This is a genomic window from Brevundimonas sp. LPMIX5, from assembly GCF_003576505.1.
GTDB lineage: Bacteria > Pseudomonadota > Alphaproteobacteria > Caulobacterales > Caulobacteraceae > Brevundimonas > Brevundimonas naejangsanensis.
Genome location: NZ_QWTZ01000001.1, coordinates 61,897 through 76,288 on the forward strand (window position 1 = coordinate 61,897; position 14,392 = coordinate 76,288).

The window sequence follows — 14,392 nt, forward strand, 5'->3', positions numbered from 1 at the left end:
CGCATCCCCGTTACAATGATGTGAGGCTTGATATGTTATAGTATATCATTACGCAACCACCCCCTTGACGATTTCGTCTTGGAGGAGCCTTCACAAGCCCGCGACGTTGCAGCAGGGTCGCTGTTTCAAGGGGGCCTCCATGACCAGAACCGTTACGTTTCAGACCATCGCCCTGACCGCCGGGCTGGGCCTGCTGGTCGCCGGTTGTTCGCAGGAAAAGCCAGCCGAGCCGACCTCGCCGATCGAGGCCCCGGCGACGCAGGACGCGGCGGCCGTCGGCTATGCCTGCGAAAGCGGCAAGACGGTCGTTGTCGCCTACCCCGACGCCCAGACCGCCCGCGTCTCCTACGAAGGCAAGGACTACGCCCTGACCAGCGTCGTCTCGGCCAGCGGCGCCCGTTATGCGGGGCAGGGGCTGGAGTGGTGGACAGCCAGCCGCGGAGAGACGGAGAGCGGCACGCTGAGCCGTATGGGGCAGGGGGATCAGGCGGGCGGCGTCATCATCGAGCGCTGCAGCCGCCCGGTCGCGGCGGTGGCGCCGCCGCCTTCGGGCGCACCCTGCGCCGCCGAGAACCTGCGTCTGGCGGTCGAAGGCGGCGATGCTGGCATGGGTCACCGCGTGACCACTCTGGCGCTGAGGAATACAGGCCCGTCCGCCTGCACGGTCACGGGCTATCCCTCCGTCAGCCTGTTGGACGGCGACGGCAAGCTGCTGACGGGCGTTCGGGCGGCGCAGACGCCGGGCAACTATTTCGCGCAGGGGCGCGCGCCGACGCCGGTGGAGATCCGCCCGCAACAGGCCGCCTGGTTCGATCTGGCCTGGAGCGTCATCCCGCATGAGGACAAGGGCGAGACGACCTGTCCTTCGGCCAAGACGGTGCGGGTCACGGCGCCGGGGGCCGCGAGCGCTATCGCCCTGCCGCTGGCCTTCACGCCCTGCGGCGGGCAGGTTGAGGTCAGCCCCTTGCGCCCCGTCGCTGAGGCCTCGGCTCAGGCGGCTGCGCCCGCCGCAGGCTAGGGGTTCAAACCTGCCGAGATTCAGCGTAGCGGAGCAAACATGACCCAGAATATGAACCAGGCTTTCTACGACCGTGTTTCCGCCGAACTGGCTGATATCGACGCCCAGGGGCTGACCAAGCCCGAGCGCGTCATCGCCTCGCGCCAGGGGCCGGTGATCTCCGTCAACGGCCGCGACGTGCTGAACTTCTGCGCCAACAACTATCTGGGCCTGGCGGGCGACGAGCGCGTCACCCAGGCCGGGATCAAGGCGCAGGAAAAGTGGGGCGCGGGCACGGCGTCGGTGCGCTTCATCTGCGGCACGCTCGAAATCCATAAGGAGCTGGAGCGCGCCATCGCCGACTACCTCGGCTTTGAGGATGCTATCCTGTTCGCCGCCGCCTTCGACGCCAACGGCGGCATCTTCGAGCCGCTGTTCGGGGCCGAGGACGCCATCGTCTCGGACAGCCTGAACCACGCCTCCATCATCGACGGCGTGCGCCTGTCGAAGGCTCAGCGCTACCGCTTCGCCAACTCGGACATGGCCGATCTGGAGGCCAAGCTGAAGGAGGCGCGCGCCGCCGGCGCCCGCAACATCATTATCGCCACCGACGGCGCCTTCTCGATGGACGGCTATATCGGCAAGATCGACCAGATTCGCGCCCTGGCCGACCAGTATCAGGCCCTGATCATGGTCGACGACTGCCACGCGACCGGCTTCCTGGGCGACAAGGGCAAGGGCTCGTTTGCGCACTGCGGGGTCGAGGTCGACTTCGTCACCGGCACCTTCGGCAAGGCGCTGGGCGGGGCGATGGGCGGCTTCATCTGCGCCCGGTCGAACGTCGTGGAACTGCTGAAGCAGCGCGCGCGGCCCTACCTCTTCTCTAACGCCCTGGCCCCCGCCGTGTGCGGCTCGTCGCTGGAGGCCATCCGCATCGCTGCGGGCGAGGAAGGCGACAAGCTGCGGACGCAACTGTTCGCCAACGCCGCGCGCTTCCGCTCGGCGATGGCGCAGGCCGGTTTCGACCTGCTGCCGGGCGAGCACCCGATCATCCCGGTCATGCTGGGCGACGCCAAGCTGGCGCAGGACATGGCCGCGCGCCTGCTGGAGCTGGGCGTCTACGTCATCGGCTTCAGCTTCCCCGTGGTGCCGCGCGGCCAGGCCCGCATCCGCACCCAGATGTCGGCGGCCCATACCTTCGAGCAGATTGATCAAGCGGTCGCGGCGTTCACGACGGCCGGCAAGGAATTGGGAGTTATCTGATGACCGACACCATGAAGGCCCTGGCCAAGACGAAACCGGCCGAAGGGCTGGAACTGATCGACGCCCCCATCCCCGTCGCGGGCGACGAGGACGTGCTGATCAAGGTGCACCGCACCGCCGTCTGCGGCACCGACATCCACATCTGGAACTGGGACGAATGGTCTCAGAAGAACGTGCCGGTGCCGATGATCACCGGCCACGAATTCTCGGGCGAGATCGTTGCTATCGGCAAGGACGTGGATCGCCGCCTGAAGGTGGGCCAGCGCGTCTCGGCCGAGGGACACGTGATCGACCTGAACTCCGAGGCGGCTCGCGCTGGTCACTTCCATCTGGACCCCGACACGCGCGGCATCGGCGTCAACCGTCAGGGCGCCTTCGCCGAATATGTGGTGGCCCCGGCCTTCAACGTGATCGAACTGCCCGACGACGTGCCCTATGAGATCGGCTCGATCCTCGATCCGTTCGGCAACGCCGTGCACACGGCGCAGCAGTTCGACCTGCTGGGCGAGGACGTCATCGTCACCGGCGCCGGTCCGATCGGCATGATGGCGGCGGCTGTGGCGCGTCATGCGGGCGCGCGCACCGTAGTCCTGACGGATATCAATGACTTCCGGCTGGAACTTGCGCAAAAGGTCGCGCCGGGCGTGCGCACCGTCAACACGACCAAGGAAGACCTGCGCGACGTGATGCACGAGTTGGGCCTGAAGGTCGGCTTTGACGTGGCGCTGGAGATGTCGGGCTCGCCCATCGCCTTCAAACAGTGCGTCGACACCCTGATCATGGGCGGCGGCATGGCGATGCTGGGCATTCCCTCCAAGCCGATGGAGACGGACTGGGGCGCGATCATCCTGAAGGCCCTGACCATCAAGGGCGTCTATGGGCGTGAGATGTTCACCACCTGGCGCAAGATGCTGGGCCTGCTGAAGGCCGGTCTGGACCTGACGCCGCTGATCACCCACCAGATGCCGTATCAGGACTTCGAGGCGGGCTTCGAGGCCATGAAGTCGGGCCAGTCGGGCAAGGTCGTCCTGAACTGGGCCGATTGAGGCGGGGCGGCCTGGATCAGGCCGCAAGCAGCTTGATCAGGGCGGTCTCGAAAGAGGCCGCTTCTGACTTCGGCAGGCTTTGCGCCAGCCGCCCCTGTTCGAACAGGGTGACGACCGCAGGGTGGACGTAGGACGAGCGGCAGACGGTCGGCGTATTGCCCAGCAGACCCGCCACAGCCTTGATGCAGATCGTCACCTTCCGTTTGGCGTCGGCGGCCGAGGTCGGGGCCTCGGCGTCGCGCAGGGCGCGGGCGGCGGACACCGTACCGGCCCAGGTGCGGAAGTCCTTGGCTGAAAACTCCTCTCCCGCCGCCTCGCGGATATAGGCGTTGACCTCGTCCGAGGTGACGGGATGCAGGGCGCCGTCCGCATCACGGTATTTGAACAACTGCTGACCGGGCAGATCCCGCAGCGCCCGGACCACCGTGGCGAGGCGTCGGTCGCGGACGCTGACGCTGTGTTCGATCCCGCTCTTGCCGCGAAAGGCGAAGGTCAGGGCGGCGCCGTCCACATCCAGGTGGCGCTTGCTGAGAGTGGTCAGGCCATAGGAGCGGTTCTGGCGCGCATACTGGGCGTTGCCGACGCGGATCAGGGTGATCTCAAGCAGGCGCACGGCGGTGGCCAGCACCTTTTCCCGACACGGGCCGCGCCGCGACAGGTCGTCCTCTACGCGCTGTCGCAGACGGGGCAGGGCGCGGGCGAAGGCGGGCAGGCGCTCGAACTTGTTTTCAGATGCATGAGCCGTCCAGTCGGGGTGATAGCGGTACTGTTTGCGGCCGCGCGCATCGCGCCCCGTCGCCTGAATATGGCCGGTGGCGCGCGGACAGATCCACACATCGGTCCAGGCCGGCGGGATGGCCAGGCTGCGGATACGGTCCAGCGTGGAGGTTTCCCGGATCAGGTCGCCGTCCGCATCCCGATAGCAGAAGCCGCGACCGGAGCGACGGCGCGTCAGCCCCGGGCTGTCATCGCTGCACCAGGTCAGCCCTTTCGGCGGTGGGGGATGAGGGGACGTCACACGCCGACCTCGCGCAGGCGGGCGCGCAGGATGTTGATCCAGTCGCGGGCCTCGTCCCCGCCCCACAGGTTCCAGGCGATGTAGCCCGCCGAGGGCTTGATCGGATCGGCCCAATGGCGACCGTGCCTGTCCACGGCGTGACGGGCGAAATAGCTGTACATGGATTTGATGTCGCGATCGCTGAGCGGCGTGCGCGACATCAGCTGTTCGGCGCGGCGAACGCCGACCTCGGTCCCGCCGCGTCCATGTTGTTCACGAAGGGCCAGGCCTTGCCGGGCCGCCTTGGCGATGGCGGCGCCGGGCGTGCGGTCTTCATCGGACAGGACCGGGTGGTCGATCATCATGGCTCTTCTCGGGCGGCATACGGCAACGGCGGCCGCGTCGAGCGGTTCCTTAGCCGAGTCTCGCCGATGGCTTGACCTGAAGGCGCAGGCGAGGGACGGAGCGGCATGAATTATCGTCACAGCTTTCACGCCGGAAACTTCGCCGACCTGGTCAAGCACGCCCTGGTGCTATGGCTGCTGAAGGATCGCCAGGCCAGGGGGCCGGTGACGGTGTTCGACACCCACGCGGGGGCGGGCCTCTATGATCTGTCGGGCGACGCCCAGCGCTCGCGCGAGGCCGAGGCCGGGGTGGCGCGGCTGATGACCGCCGAGGCGCGGCCCCCGCTGATCGAGGCGCTGGCCGCCGAAGTGGCCGCGCTGAATCCTCAGGGCGGCGTGCGGTTCTATCCGGGCTCGCCGGTGCTGACGGCGCGGGCGCTGCGGGCAGAGGATTCTTATCGCGGTTTCGAGTTGAACCCGCCTGTCGAAGCCCTGCTGACCGAGTCGCTCGCCGCATGGCCGAACGCGACGGGACGGGCGGGCGACGGCTATGAAGAGGCGGTGCGCGCGGCCAGAGGCGTCAAGGCGCCGTTGGTGCTGATCGATCCCCCGTTCGAGCGGCCTGACGACTATGTCCGCTCGGCCGAGACGGCGGCGGCGGTGGTGCGCGCGGATCCGACGGCGTGCGTCGCGATCTGGACGCCCTTGAAGGACCTGGAGACGTTCGACGGCTTCATCCGGCGGCTGGAACAGGCGGGGTTGGCGCGGGTGCTGGTCGCCGAGGCGCGCCTGCGGCCGCTGAACAATCCGATGAAGATGAACGGCTGCGCGATGACGGTGGTCAATGCGCCGTCGGGGGCCGAAGCGGCGGCGGCTGAAATCTGCGGCTGGACGGTTCAGGCGCTGGGCGACGCCGGGGCGCGGGCTGAGGTCTGGCGGGCAGGCTAGACGCTCGTCATTTCGCCCGGTTCATAGAGGTGAGGCTCGAAGGTCGCGATGGCCAGAATCGGACCCATTGCGGCGACGATCTGGGGGTGGCGCGTCATGGCCTTCCAGTCCGTGGCGCTGGCCCAGACCGCATGATTGGCGGCGACGCGGCCGTTCAGTCCGCGATGCAGGGTCGCCGAGACAAAGCCGGGCAGGCCGGACTGCACCTTCGCCAGCGCCGCAAGGCGCTCGATCAGTTCGTCCAGGTGGCGCTGGTCGCACTTGAAGATGTTGATCAGCACGACCGGATCATCGGTTGCGGTCATGACGGTTCGTCCCATTGCCTTGGCTGATCTTCTACCCCAATCCAGGGGCTGACGCCTCCTTCATCGTGCGTCTGCGGGAGTGAAAACCGAGCATGAACGTCATCGCCATTCTTGAGACCGGGCGACCGCCAGCGGATCTGGCCGCCCGATACGGCGACTATGTCGATCAGTTCCGCGCCCTGCTGGGCGACGGGGTGGCCACGCGCCGCTTTGACGTTCAGGCAGGCGAACTGCCGGATGACCCTGCGGCCTTCGCCGGAGTCATCGTCACAGGCTCTGCGGCGGGCGTTTATGAGGATCTGCCGTGGATCGAGCCGCTGGCGCAGTGGCTGCGCGATGCGCGCGGCAAGACGCGCCTGACGGGCATCTGCTTCGGCCATCAGATCATGGCTCAGGCGTTCGGCGGCCGGGTCGAAAAGTCGGGGCGCGGCTGGGGCGTGGGCCTGCATACCTATGAGGTCACCGGCGACGAGGCATGGATGCAGCCGCCCGCTGGGACCTTATCTATTCCCGCCTCTCACCAGGACCAGGTGATCGCCCTGACGGACGATGCGCGGGTGATTGCGGCCAGCCCCTTCACGCCCAATGCAGGCGTGGCCTGGGGGGACGACGCCATCAGCTTCCAGTGCCATCCGGAATTTGACCCTGCCTTCGCCGCAGCCCTGACCGAAGGGCGGCGCGGACGGATCGCCGAGCATCTGGTGGACGAGGCGCAGGCCAGCCTGCAGCAGGCCAACGACAGGGCGATACTGGGCGCTTGGATCCGCAACTATCTGGGCGTATCGAACGCAGAGGAAAATAAGGCCTGATTGCGGCGGGGCGATAAGCCTTGCTCAATATCTCGCCCCCACTGTCGCGCCCATGTCAGGCGGGAGGAAGATGTTGAAGCGCCGTGTTCTGTTCAGGGGCTTCGTTCTCGCGGGCGTTGCGGCGGCCTCTGTCGCTGTCGCCGAGCCGCCCATACAGGCCGATACGGCGCCTCCTCCGGCGACCGTCGAACTGGCTCGCGCGGTCGAGCAGCGGGCGATGCGCACGGACTTCGACGCCCTTGAGGCTTTTGGTCATCAGGCCCTCAGGCGAGGCGACCGCGAGGGGCTGAATCGCCTGTACCATGTCGCCTGGACGTTTCTGAATCAGGGCGATTTCGAGCGGGCCGCTCTGTGGAATAGTCGCTTGGCGGCGCAGGCAAGGGCAGCGAACGATAGTCGCTATCTGGCGATCGCGCATCTCAATGAGCTGACAGCGCGCTATGACCAGGGCGATCTGGCTGTGGCCGCTGAAATGGAGGGCGCAGCGTCGACGACTGGCGACTGGTTCGTCAAGGCGCACGCCGCTCGGCTGTACGCGTTGGCTCTGATGGATCAGGATCGGGTCGGCGAGGGACTGCGTCTTCTGGCTGCCGTTGAAACCGAAATTCCGGTCGAGGACCCTTTCGCCGACACCGCTCGCGCCGGGGTGTGGGAAGTGACCGGTATGGGGCTGATGAAGCTCAACGACGTGGCCGGGGCGGCTGCTGCTTTCCATCGGTTTGAAATCGACTATTCCAACCCGGCATATCCCCGCCCGGATTTCGACAGCCTGTACAATCTGACGCGGATGTCGGTTCAGGTCGGCGACCTGGCGCGGGCCGAGCATTACTACGCGGCGCACCACCGCTTGGCTGAGCGGTCCGGCATTGCGGCCATTCGCGCCTATGACGCGGCCCTGTGCGCTGCGGTGGCCGATATGCGGCAGCTGTCGGCCCAGGTGCTGGAATGCCTGGCGCCTCACGCTAGGCTTATTGACCGCAAGGCCTTCCTGTCGCTGGACATCCTGCCGCTGCGCGGCGTGGCGCGGGCGCGTATGGGCGACATCCAAGGCGCCCGGCGCGACCTGGAGCGCCTGCGCGAGCTTGCGCCGGACGGCATCGTCGATCCGCGCGAGCGCCTCGTGGAGGCGGAGGTGCTGAGGGCGTCCGGGCGGGCGGCCGAGGCCTTTGACGTGCTGCGCGACTATGAACAGCGCCGCGCCGTGCAGGCGGCGCAGCGCTTCAGCGCCGGCATCCATCAGGTCACCGGCGACATGCAGGAACAGTTGGCCGAGCGCCGTCGTCAGTTGCAGACCGCGCGGGCCAATACCCAGCTTCAGCGAGCGGTCATCCGTGGTCAGAACTGGATCATGGGCATCGGCCTCCTGTTCGTCCTTTCGGCGTTGTTCGTCGTCATCTGGCAGAGACGCCAGTCCCGGCGCCTGCGCGCAGCCCAGCTTCGCGCCGAAGAGGCCAGTCAGGCCAAAAGCGAGTTCCTGGCTAATATGAGCCATGAAATCCGCACGCCCTTGAACGGCGTCGTAGCGATGACCGACGTGCTGTCACGGCGGGATTTGACGCCCAAGGATCGCGAACTGGTCGACATCATCCGGTCGTCCGGCGTCACCCTGGAGCGGTTGCTGTCGGATATTCTCGACACGGTTCGGGTTGAGACCGGCGAGATCAGGCTGGACCCGGCGCCCTTCGATCTGGGCGTCATGTTGCGCGAAATCATGGCCTTGTGGACGCCTATGGCCATGCAGAAGGGCGTCAACCTTGCGCTTGAACTGGACCCCGTTCTCGACGCCGCCTTCATCGGCGACGTGGTGCGCCTGCGGCAGGTGTTGACCAATCTGGTCAGTAACGCCGTGAAGTTCACCGAAACAGGTCAGGTGCGGCTTGAAGCGCGTCTCGCTGCGGATGGGCGGGCTTCGTTCATGGTTTCGGATACCGGCATCGGCTTCGACGAAGAGTTCAAGCAGCGAATCTTCCATCGTTTCCAGCAGGCGGATGGCTCCATTACCCGGCGGTTCGGGGGCAGCGGTTTAGGGTTGGCGATTTCGGCTGATCTGGTGCGGCTGATGGGCGGGCGTCTCGATTGCGAATCGCCGACGGACGGAGGCGCGCGGTTCTGGTTCGAACTGTCTCTGCCTCCTGCGCCGGAGCCTGAGGTTCAGACTGTTGCGCCCGCCGCGCGCTCCATCGCGCGCCATGAGCGCCTGAAGGTGCTGCTGGCCGACGACCATCCGGCCAACCGCTTGGTGGTTCAGGTCATGCTGGAGGCCATGCCGGTCGATCTGGTCAGCGTTGAGAACGGCGCTGAGGCGCTGGAGGCCTTCAGGCGAGATGGCTTCGATCTGGTGCTGATGGATATGCAGATGCCGGTCATGGACGGCCTGACCGCCACCGCCGCCATTCGCGAGCATGAGCGGGCGACGCACGCGCCGCGCACGCCCGTGCTGATGCTGACCGCCAATGCGCTGAGGGAGCACGTCGAGGCCGGGCAGGCGGCGGGCGCTGACGGCCACCTGACCAAGCCCCTGACCGTGGCCGCCCTGACCGAGGCGATCGAGGCGGCCGTCATGCATGAGGCGGATCAGGTTCCGGCCTGATCCGTGCGGCTCAGGGCCACTTCACCACGGGCGGCATGGAACTGAGGATGGCGTCCACATTACCGCCGGTCTTCAGGCCGAACATGGTGCCGCGGTCGTAGAGCAGGTTGAACTCGACGTAGCGGCCGCGACGGATCAGCTGTTCCTCGCGCTCCGCGTCGGTCCAGGGCTCCTGCATCCGGCGGGCGACGATTTCAGAGTAGACCTTCAGGAAGGCCTCGCCGACCGCCTGGGTGAAGGCGAAGTCCTTCTCCCAGTCGCCGCTGTCGTGGTGATCGTAGAAGATGCCGCCGGTGCCGCGCGGCTCGTTGCGGTGGGGCAGGAAGAAATACTCGTCGCACCACTGCTTGTATTTGGCGTGCCAGGCCGGATTGAAGGCGTCGCAGGCGCCCTTCATGGCGGCGTGGAAGTCGGCGGTGTCGGGGTGATCGTCTCGGCGATCGACATCCAGCACGGGCGTCAGGTCGCCGCCGCCGCCGAACCAGGTCTTGGTCGTCGATATCAGGCGGGTGTTCATGTGCACGGCGGGTACGCGCGGGCTGACCGGGTGGCAGATCAGACTGATGCCGGTGGCGTAGAAGCGCGGGTCTTCCTCGGCGCCGGGCACGTTCTTGGCGTAGTCGGCGGGGAAGGTTCCGTGGACGGTCGAGCAGTGGACGCCGACCTTTTCAAACAGGCGGCCGCTCATCATACCCATGACGCCTCCGCCGCCTTCGGGGCGATCCCAGGGCGTGCGGACGAAACGACCGGGCTCTCCGGCGAACAGTTCAGGGGGCGCAGCGCCCTCGAGCGCCTCGAAACCGGCGTGGATCTTGTCGCGCAGGGTCTCGAACCAGACGCGGGCGCGCTCGCGGCGCTCAATCATCAGGGCGGGGTCAGCTTGGATCATGAGGGCTTCAACCATGACGCGGCCTTTCTGAACAGTCCGGCGGGGTGCGCGGACGACGGCCTGATGCCGCAGGCGAGGCGAGGGGGCCTTGATCCAGATCACAATCCCTTGGCGTCAGGGCGGTATACGAACGGTTCCCTCCGCGGTCCGGCTGTGCCAGCCTGCCGCACCCGCAAGAAGCAACGCCGATGGCGACCGGGCGGGACTAGTATCAAAGAGGGGAAACCATGATCCGCATCGCCCTGAACGCCAGACTGCGCGCCAGTCTGCTGGCCGCCGCTTCCATCGCCGTTCTGGCGGGACCGGTCTTGGCTCAAACCCAGCTGCAAGAGGCGCGGGTAATGCAGATTCTGAAGCGCACGCCGCTGATCGACGGGCACAACGACCTGCCGTGGGCCTTGCGGCAGGGCTTTGGGAATGATCCGCACGGCGTTGATCTGAATGCGAATCTTTCGGCGTCGACGCGCCTGCATACGGATATTCCGCGTCTGCGCGCCGGGGGCGTGGGCGGTCAGTTCTGGTCGGTCTATGTCCCGGCCAGCATGGCGCCGGTGGAGGCCGCCAAGGCCACCTTCGAGCAGATCGACACCGTCAAGCGTATCGCCGCCGCCTATCCCGAGACTTTTGAAATCGCCACGACCGCCGATGACCTGGTCCGCATCCACCGCGCGGGCAAGATCGCCAGCCTGATCGGCATGGAGGGCGGCTATTCCATCGACGATTCCCTGGGCCTGTTGCGCGAGTTCTATGATTCGGGCGCGCGCTACATGACGCTGACCCACTCCAAGAGCACCACCTGGGCCGACAGCGGCACCGACGCGCCCAAGTGGAACGGGCTGAACGCCTTCGGCGAGGATGTGGTCCGGGAAATGAACCGTCTGGGCATGATGGTCGACCTCAGCCACGTGTCCGAGGACACGATGGTCGACGCCATCCGCGTGTCGTCGGCGCCAGTGATCTTCTCTCACTCCTCGGCGCGAGCGGTGACGGCCCATCCGCGCAATGTACCCGACGCCGTGCTGCGCCAGATGGCTGGCAATGGCGGCATTGTCATGGTGACCTTCGTGCCGGGCTTCATCAGCGAGGCGGTGCGGGCCTCGGGCGCGGCGCGGGCAGCTGAGATGACGCGGCTCACGGCCCTCAACCCCGGCGATCCCGCCGCGGTGAAGGCGGGCATGGATGCCTGGAACGCCGCCAACCCGGCGCCCAAGGCGACGATGGAGGATGTGATCGCTCACATTCAGCATGTCCGCGACGTGGCGGGCATCGACCATGTGGGTCTGGGCGGCGACTATGACGGGGTGGACAGCCTGCCGGTCGGCCTGGAGGGGGTGGACGGCTATCCGCGCCTGCTGGCCGAACTGATGCGCCGAGGCTGGAGCGAGGCGGATATCCGCAAGATTTCAGGCGAGAACCTGCTGCGCGTCATGCGGGCGGTGGAGCGGGTGGCTGAGTCCAAGCGGGCTGAGCGACCGAGCCTGGCTAAGCTGCCCGACGACGGCGCGCCGGAGTAAGCCAGCTTCTCTCCCTCCCCTTCATGGGGAGGGTGGTCGCGTAGCGACCGGGTGGGGAGGGCAAGGTGATTTGGGCGTGGTGCTTGAATAGCCAAGCCGCCCCACCCGTCTTCGGCCTGGCGGCCTCAGCCACCCTCCCCATGAAGGGAAGGGAGAGGCGTGGCGTCTATCGCCTCGGCAACCCCTGCATCTGCCTCAACGCCTCATGCAGGCCGATCCCGGCGCTGACCGACAGGTTCAGCGACCGGGCTTCCGGCCGGATCGGAATATAGATTCGCGCGTCGGCCGCCGCGTGCACGTAGTCGGGGGATCCGGCGCTCTCCTTGCCGAACAGCAGGACGTCGTCGGGCTGGAACACGAAATCCGTCAGCGCCTCGGCCGCGCGCGTCGTGAACAGCACCAGCCGACCCGGCGCGCGGTCGCGCTGGAAAGTCTCCCAGTCGGCATGGCGCGTCATATGGGACAGAGGCCCGTAATCCAGAGCCGCCCGCTTCATCGCCCGATCGTCGAAATTAAAGCTCGTGGGCTCGATGACGTGCAATTCCACGCCGAAACAGGCGCTCAGACGGATGCAGGCGCCGACATTATGGGGGATGTCAGGTTGAAAAAGGGCGAGACGCATTCTAAGGCCCTCATACGCGCGGGGCGGGGCCTTGTCGCGGCTTTTGTTGCGACTGTTTCGCAAATCGCTTTCGCGACTTGTCTGAAGCAGCCGAAACCAAGGCCGGACGGGCAGGGGTTTGCCTTCGCACAAAGGGTTCCATTCGGTTGACGTTCCATCTTGGGGCGGACGACCGGCGATGCAGAGGTGAAACGCGTGGCCGAATCGGTCGTGAATGCTGACGGGCCTGACGGCCAACACGGGGGTGGCGACGCCACCCGCCGCGACTTCATCCACATTGCGGCAGGTGCGGCTGCGGCCGGTGCTGGCGTGATGGTGGCGTGGCCGCTGATCAACCAGATGAACCCGGCGGCCGACACCCTGGCCCTGGCGTCGATCGAATTCGATCTGACCAAGGTTCAGGAAGGCCAGCAGGTCGTCATCAAGTGGCAGGGCAAACCGGTCTTCGTGCGCTATCGCACTCCGGCCGAGCTGACCAAGGTCATCGACGAGGGCGCCGTGGGCAGCCCGCCGCAGACCGACGCCGAGCGCACCAAGGCCGGTCACGAGAAATATCTCGTCGTCATCGGCTCGTGCACCCACCTGGGCTGCGTGCCGACCTTCAACGCCGGCGAGTACGGCGGCTGGTTCTGCCCGTGCCACGGTTCGCACTACGACGCCTCGGGGCGTATCCGTAAGGGCCCGGCGCCGTTGAACCTGATCGTGCCGAACTACGAATACATGTCCGACACCCGCGTGAAGATCGGCTGAGGACGGACAGAGGAACCATGAGCGATCACGAATCCACTTACGTCCCGAAAACCGCTGTCGAGCGGTGGATGGACACGCGCCTGCCGATCATCCGTTTCGGCATGGACTATGCGAACCTGCCGACCCCGAGGAACCTGAACTACTGGTGGACCTTCGGCGGCATCCTGGCGCTCTGCCTGATGACCCAGATCATCACCGGCATCGTCCTGGCCATGCACTACACCCCGCACGTCGACATGGCCTTCGCCTCGGTCGAGCGCATCATGCGCGACGTGAACGGCGGCTGGCTGATCCGTTATGTGCACGCCAACGGCGCGTCGATGTTCTTCATCGCCGTCTATCTGCACATGCTGCGGGGCCTATACTACGGCTCCTACAAGGCGCCGCGCGAGATGATCTGGATCGTCGGCTGCGTGATCTTCTTCCTGATGATCGCCACCGCCTTCCTCGGCTACGTCCTGCCGTGGGGCCAGATGTCCTTCTGGGGCGCTGAGGTCATCACCAACCTGATCGGCGCCATTCCGGTCGTCGGCGAGCCGATCCTGATCTGGCTGCGTGGCGGCCCGGCGATCGACAATGCGACGCTGAACCGCTTCTTCTCGCTGCACTACCTGCTGCCGTTCGTCATCGCCGGCTGCGTTGTGCTGCACCTGTGGGCCCTGCACGCCGCCGGTCAGAACAACCCGGTCGGCATCCTGATCCCGAAGGACCGCGCCAAGAAGGACATGCTGCCGTTCCACCCGTACTTCACGGTCAAGGACGGCTTCGCGATCATCCTGTTCCTGATCCTGTTCGCGGTCTTCGTCTTCTATCAGCCGAACGCCCTGGGCCACGCCGACAACTACATCCCGGCCAACCCGCTGCAGACTCCGGCGCACATCGTGCCTGAGTGGTACATGCTGCCCTTCTACGCGATCCTGCGCGCCATCCCCGACAAGTTCGGCGGCGTGGTGGCCATGTTCGCGGCGATCGGCATCCTGTTCGTCCTGCCGTGGATCGATACGTCCAAGGTGCGCTCGATGCGTTACCGCCCGACGATGCGGACCTTCTTCATCATCTTCCTGTTCGTCTGCTTCGGACTGGGCTGGTGCGGCGCGCAACTGCCGGACGCGCCTGTCGTGCCGGGCATGCCCAGCTTCAACCTGATCGACGGCCAGCTGAACTCCTACCTGTGGCTGACCCGTCTGTTCACGCTGTACTATTTCGCCTTCCTTGGGCCGATCATGTTCTTCGTGGGACTGAAGGAAAAGCCGCTGCCGATCCCGGCGACGATCTCGGAGCCCGTGCTCCCGTCGACCGCAGCCGAGAAGGCGTGAGC

At 66.4% G+C, this 14,392-nt stretch carries 14 protein-coding genes; 9 read left to right on the forward strand and 5 right to left on the reverse strand.

Annotated elements, in window-relative coordinates:
- Positions 1–139 precede the first annotated feature (139 nt).
- Genes D1604_RS00310 through tdh form a run of 3 tightly spaced genes read left to right on the forward strand, consistent with a single transcriptional unit; the run spans position 140 to position 3,306 of the window.
- Entirely contained in the window at positions 140–1,018 is an 879-nt protein-coding gene (locus tag D1604_RS00310) for a DUF4232 domain-containing protein (protein ID WP_119411831.1), read from the forward strand.
- Between the two features lie 51 nt (positions 1,019–1,069).
- Positions 1,070–2,260 carry a glycine C-acetyltransferase gene (locus D1604_RS00315; protein WP_119411832.1) on the forward strand — a complete coding sequence of 397 codons (1,191 nt, stop codon included), beginning with the start codon at positions 1,070–1,072 and terminating at the stop codon, positions 2,258–2,260.
- Complete coding sequence (gene tdh / locus D1604_RS00320; RefSeq protein WP_025978110.1) at positions 2,260–3,306, forward strand: L-threonine 3-dehydrogenase; 1,047 nt, start codon at positions 2,260–2,262, stop codon at positions 3,304–3,306. Before D1604_RS00315 ends, tdh begins: the two co-directional genes overlap by 1 nt.
- Positions 3,307–3,322: 16 nt before the next feature.
- On the opposite strand, the gene D1604_RS00325 is transcribed toward tdh, so the two are convergent.
- Together D1604_RS00325 and D1604_RS00330 are read right to left on the reverse strand one after the other, a co-directional pair.
- The gene (locus tag D1604_RS00325) at positions 3,323–4,324 is read right to left on the reverse strand and encodes a DNA topoisomerase IB (protein ID WP_233551775.1); all 1,002 of its coding nucleotides are present in this window, start codon (positions 4,322–4,324) and stop codon (positions 3,323–3,325) included.
- Positions 4,321–4,665, reverse strand: coding sequence for a hypothetical protein (locus D1604_RS00330; protein ID WP_119411834.1), 345 nt, complete (start codon positions 4,663–4,665; stop codon positions 4,321–4,323). The genes D1604_RS00325 and D1604_RS00330 overlap by 4 nt, the downstream gene beginning before the upstream one ends.
- A gap of 108 nt (positions 4,666–4,773) precedes the next feature.
- Between D1604_RS00330 and rlmJ the strand changes: the two genes are divergently transcribed.
- Positions 4,774–5,595, forward strand: a complete 822-nt coding sequence (gene rlmJ, locus D1604_RS00335) for a 23S rRNA (adenine(2030)-N(6))-methyltransferase RlmJ (RefSeq protein ID WP_119411725.1) — start codon at positions 4,774–4,776, stop codon at positions 5,593–5,595.
- Here the strand turns inward: rlmJ and D1604_RS00340 are convergent.
- A complete protein-coding gene (locus tag D1604_RS00340) occupies positions 5,592–5,900 on the reverse strand; it encodes an antibiotic biosynthesis monooxygenase family protein (protein ID WP_119411726.1) in 309 nt (102 codons plus the stop codon). The two genes, rlmJ and D1604_RS00340, sit on opposite strands and share 4 nt — an antisense overlap.
- Before the next feature lie 92 nt (positions 5,901–5,992).
- Here D1604_RS00340 and D1604_RS00345 point away from each other — a divergent pair, with 92 nt between their 5' ends.
- The gene (locus D1604_RS00345) at positions 5,993–6,709 is read left to right on the forward strand and encodes a type 1 glutamine amidotransferase (protein WP_119411727.1); all 717 of its coding nucleotides are present in this window, start codon (positions 5,993–5,995) and stop codon (positions 6,707–6,709) included.
- Between the two features lie 70 nt (positions 6,710–6,779).
- Complete coding sequence (locus D1604_RS00350) at positions 6,780–9,299, forward strand: hybrid sensor histidine kinase/response regulator (RefSeq protein WP_233551777.1); 2,520 nt, start codon at positions 6,780–6,782, stop codon at positions 9,297–9,299.
- Between the two features lie 10 nt (positions 9,300–9,309).
- On the opposite strand, the gene hemF is transcribed toward D1604_RS00350, so the two are convergent.
- Positions 9,310–10,164 carry an oxygen-dependent coproporphyrinogen oxidase gene (gene hemF, locus D1604_RS00355; protein WP_373561193.1) on the reverse strand — a complete coding sequence of 285 codons (855 nt, stop codon included), beginning with the start codon at positions 10,162–10,164 and terminating at the stop codon, positions 9,310–9,312.
- Positions 10,165–10,415: 251 nt separating this feature from the next.
- On the opposite strand from hemF, the gene D1604_RS00360 reads away from it, so the two are divergent.
- The gene (locus D1604_RS00360; protein WP_119411729.1) at positions 10,416–11,702 is read left to right on the forward strand and encodes a dipeptidase; all 1,287 of its coding nucleotides are present in this window, start codon (positions 10,416–10,418) and stop codon (positions 11,700–11,702) included.
- A gap of 166 nt (positions 11,703–11,868) precedes the next feature.
- Here the strand turns inward: D1604_RS00360 and D1604_RS00365 are convergent, their stop codons facing one another.
- Complete coding sequence (locus tag D1604_RS00365) at positions 11,869–12,324, reverse strand: tRNA (cytidine(34)-2'-O)-methyltransferase (protein ID WP_119411730.1); 456 nt, start codon at positions 12,322–12,324, stop codon at positions 11,869–11,871.
- Between the two features lie 195 nt (positions 12,325–12,519).
- Between D1604_RS00365 and petA the strand changes: the two genes are divergently transcribed.
- Positions 12,520–13,074 carry a ubiquinol-cytochrome c reductase iron-sulfur subunit gene (gene petA / locus D1604_RS00370; protein WP_024353118.1) on the forward strand — a complete coding sequence of 185 codons (555 nt, stop codon included), beginning with the start codon at positions 12,520–12,522 and terminating at the stop codon, positions 13,072–13,074.
- A gap of 17 nt (positions 13,075–13,091) precedes the next feature.
- Positions 13,092–14,390, forward strand: coding sequence for a cytochrome b (locus D1604_RS00375; RefSeq protein WP_024353117.1), 1,299 nt, complete (start codon positions 13,092–13,094; stop codon positions 14,388–14,390).
- Positions 14,391–14,392 lie beyond the last annotated feature (2 nt).

What these genes read in the sequence shown, in the direction of transcription:
- D1604_RS00310 (WP_119411831.1), top strand. Translation starts at nt 140, where the DNA reads ATGACCAGAACCGTTACGTTTCAGACCATCGCCCTGACCGCCGGGCTG.
- D1604_RS00315 (WP_119411832.1), top strand. Translation starts at nt 1,070, where the DNA reads ATGAACCAGGCTTTCTACGACCGTGTTTCCGCCGAACTGGCTGATATC.
- tdh (WP_025978110.1), top strand. Translation starts at nt 2,260, where the DNA reads ATGACCGACACCATGAAGGCCCTGGCCAAGACGAAACCGGCCGAAGGG.
- D1604_RS00330 (WP_119411834.1), bottom strand. Translation starts at nt 4,665, where the DNA reads ATGATCGACCACCCGGTCCTGTCCGATGAAGACCGCACGCCCGGCGCC.
- rlmJ (WP_119411725.1), top strand. Translation starts at nt 4,774, where the DNA reads ATGAATTATCGTCACAGCTTTCACGCCGGAAACTTCGCCGACCTGGTC.
- D1604_RS00340 (WP_119411726.1), bottom strand. Translation starts at nt 5,900, where the DNA reads ATGACCGCAACCGATGATCCGGTCGTGCTGATCAACATCTTCAAGTGC.
- D1604_RS00345 (WP_119411727.1), top strand. Translation starts at nt 5,993, where the DNA reads ATGAACGTCATCGCCATTCTTGAGACCGGGCGACCGCCAGCGGATCTG.
- D1604_RS00350 (WP_233551777.1), top strand. Translation starts at nt 6,780, where the DNA reads ATGTTGAAGCGCCGTGTTCTGTTCAGGGGCTTCGTTCTCGCGGGCGTT.
- hemF (WP_373561193.1), bottom strand. Translation starts at nt 10,164, where the DNA reads ATGATTGAGCGCCGCGAGCGCGCCCGCGTCTGGTTCGAGACCCTGCGC.
- D1604_RS00360 (WP_119411729.1), top strand. Translation starts at nt 10,416, where the DNA reads ATGATCCGCATCGCCCTGAACGCCAGACTGCGCGCCAGTCTGCTGGCC.
- D1604_RS00365 (WP_119411730.1), bottom strand. Translation starts at nt 12,324, where the DNA reads ATGCGTCTCGCCCTTTTTCAACCTGACATCCCCCATAATGTCGGCGCC.
- D1604_RS00375 (WP_024353117.1), top strand. Translation starts at nt 13,092, where the DNA reads ATGAGCGATCACGAATCCACTTACGTCCCGAAAACCGCTGTCGAGCGG.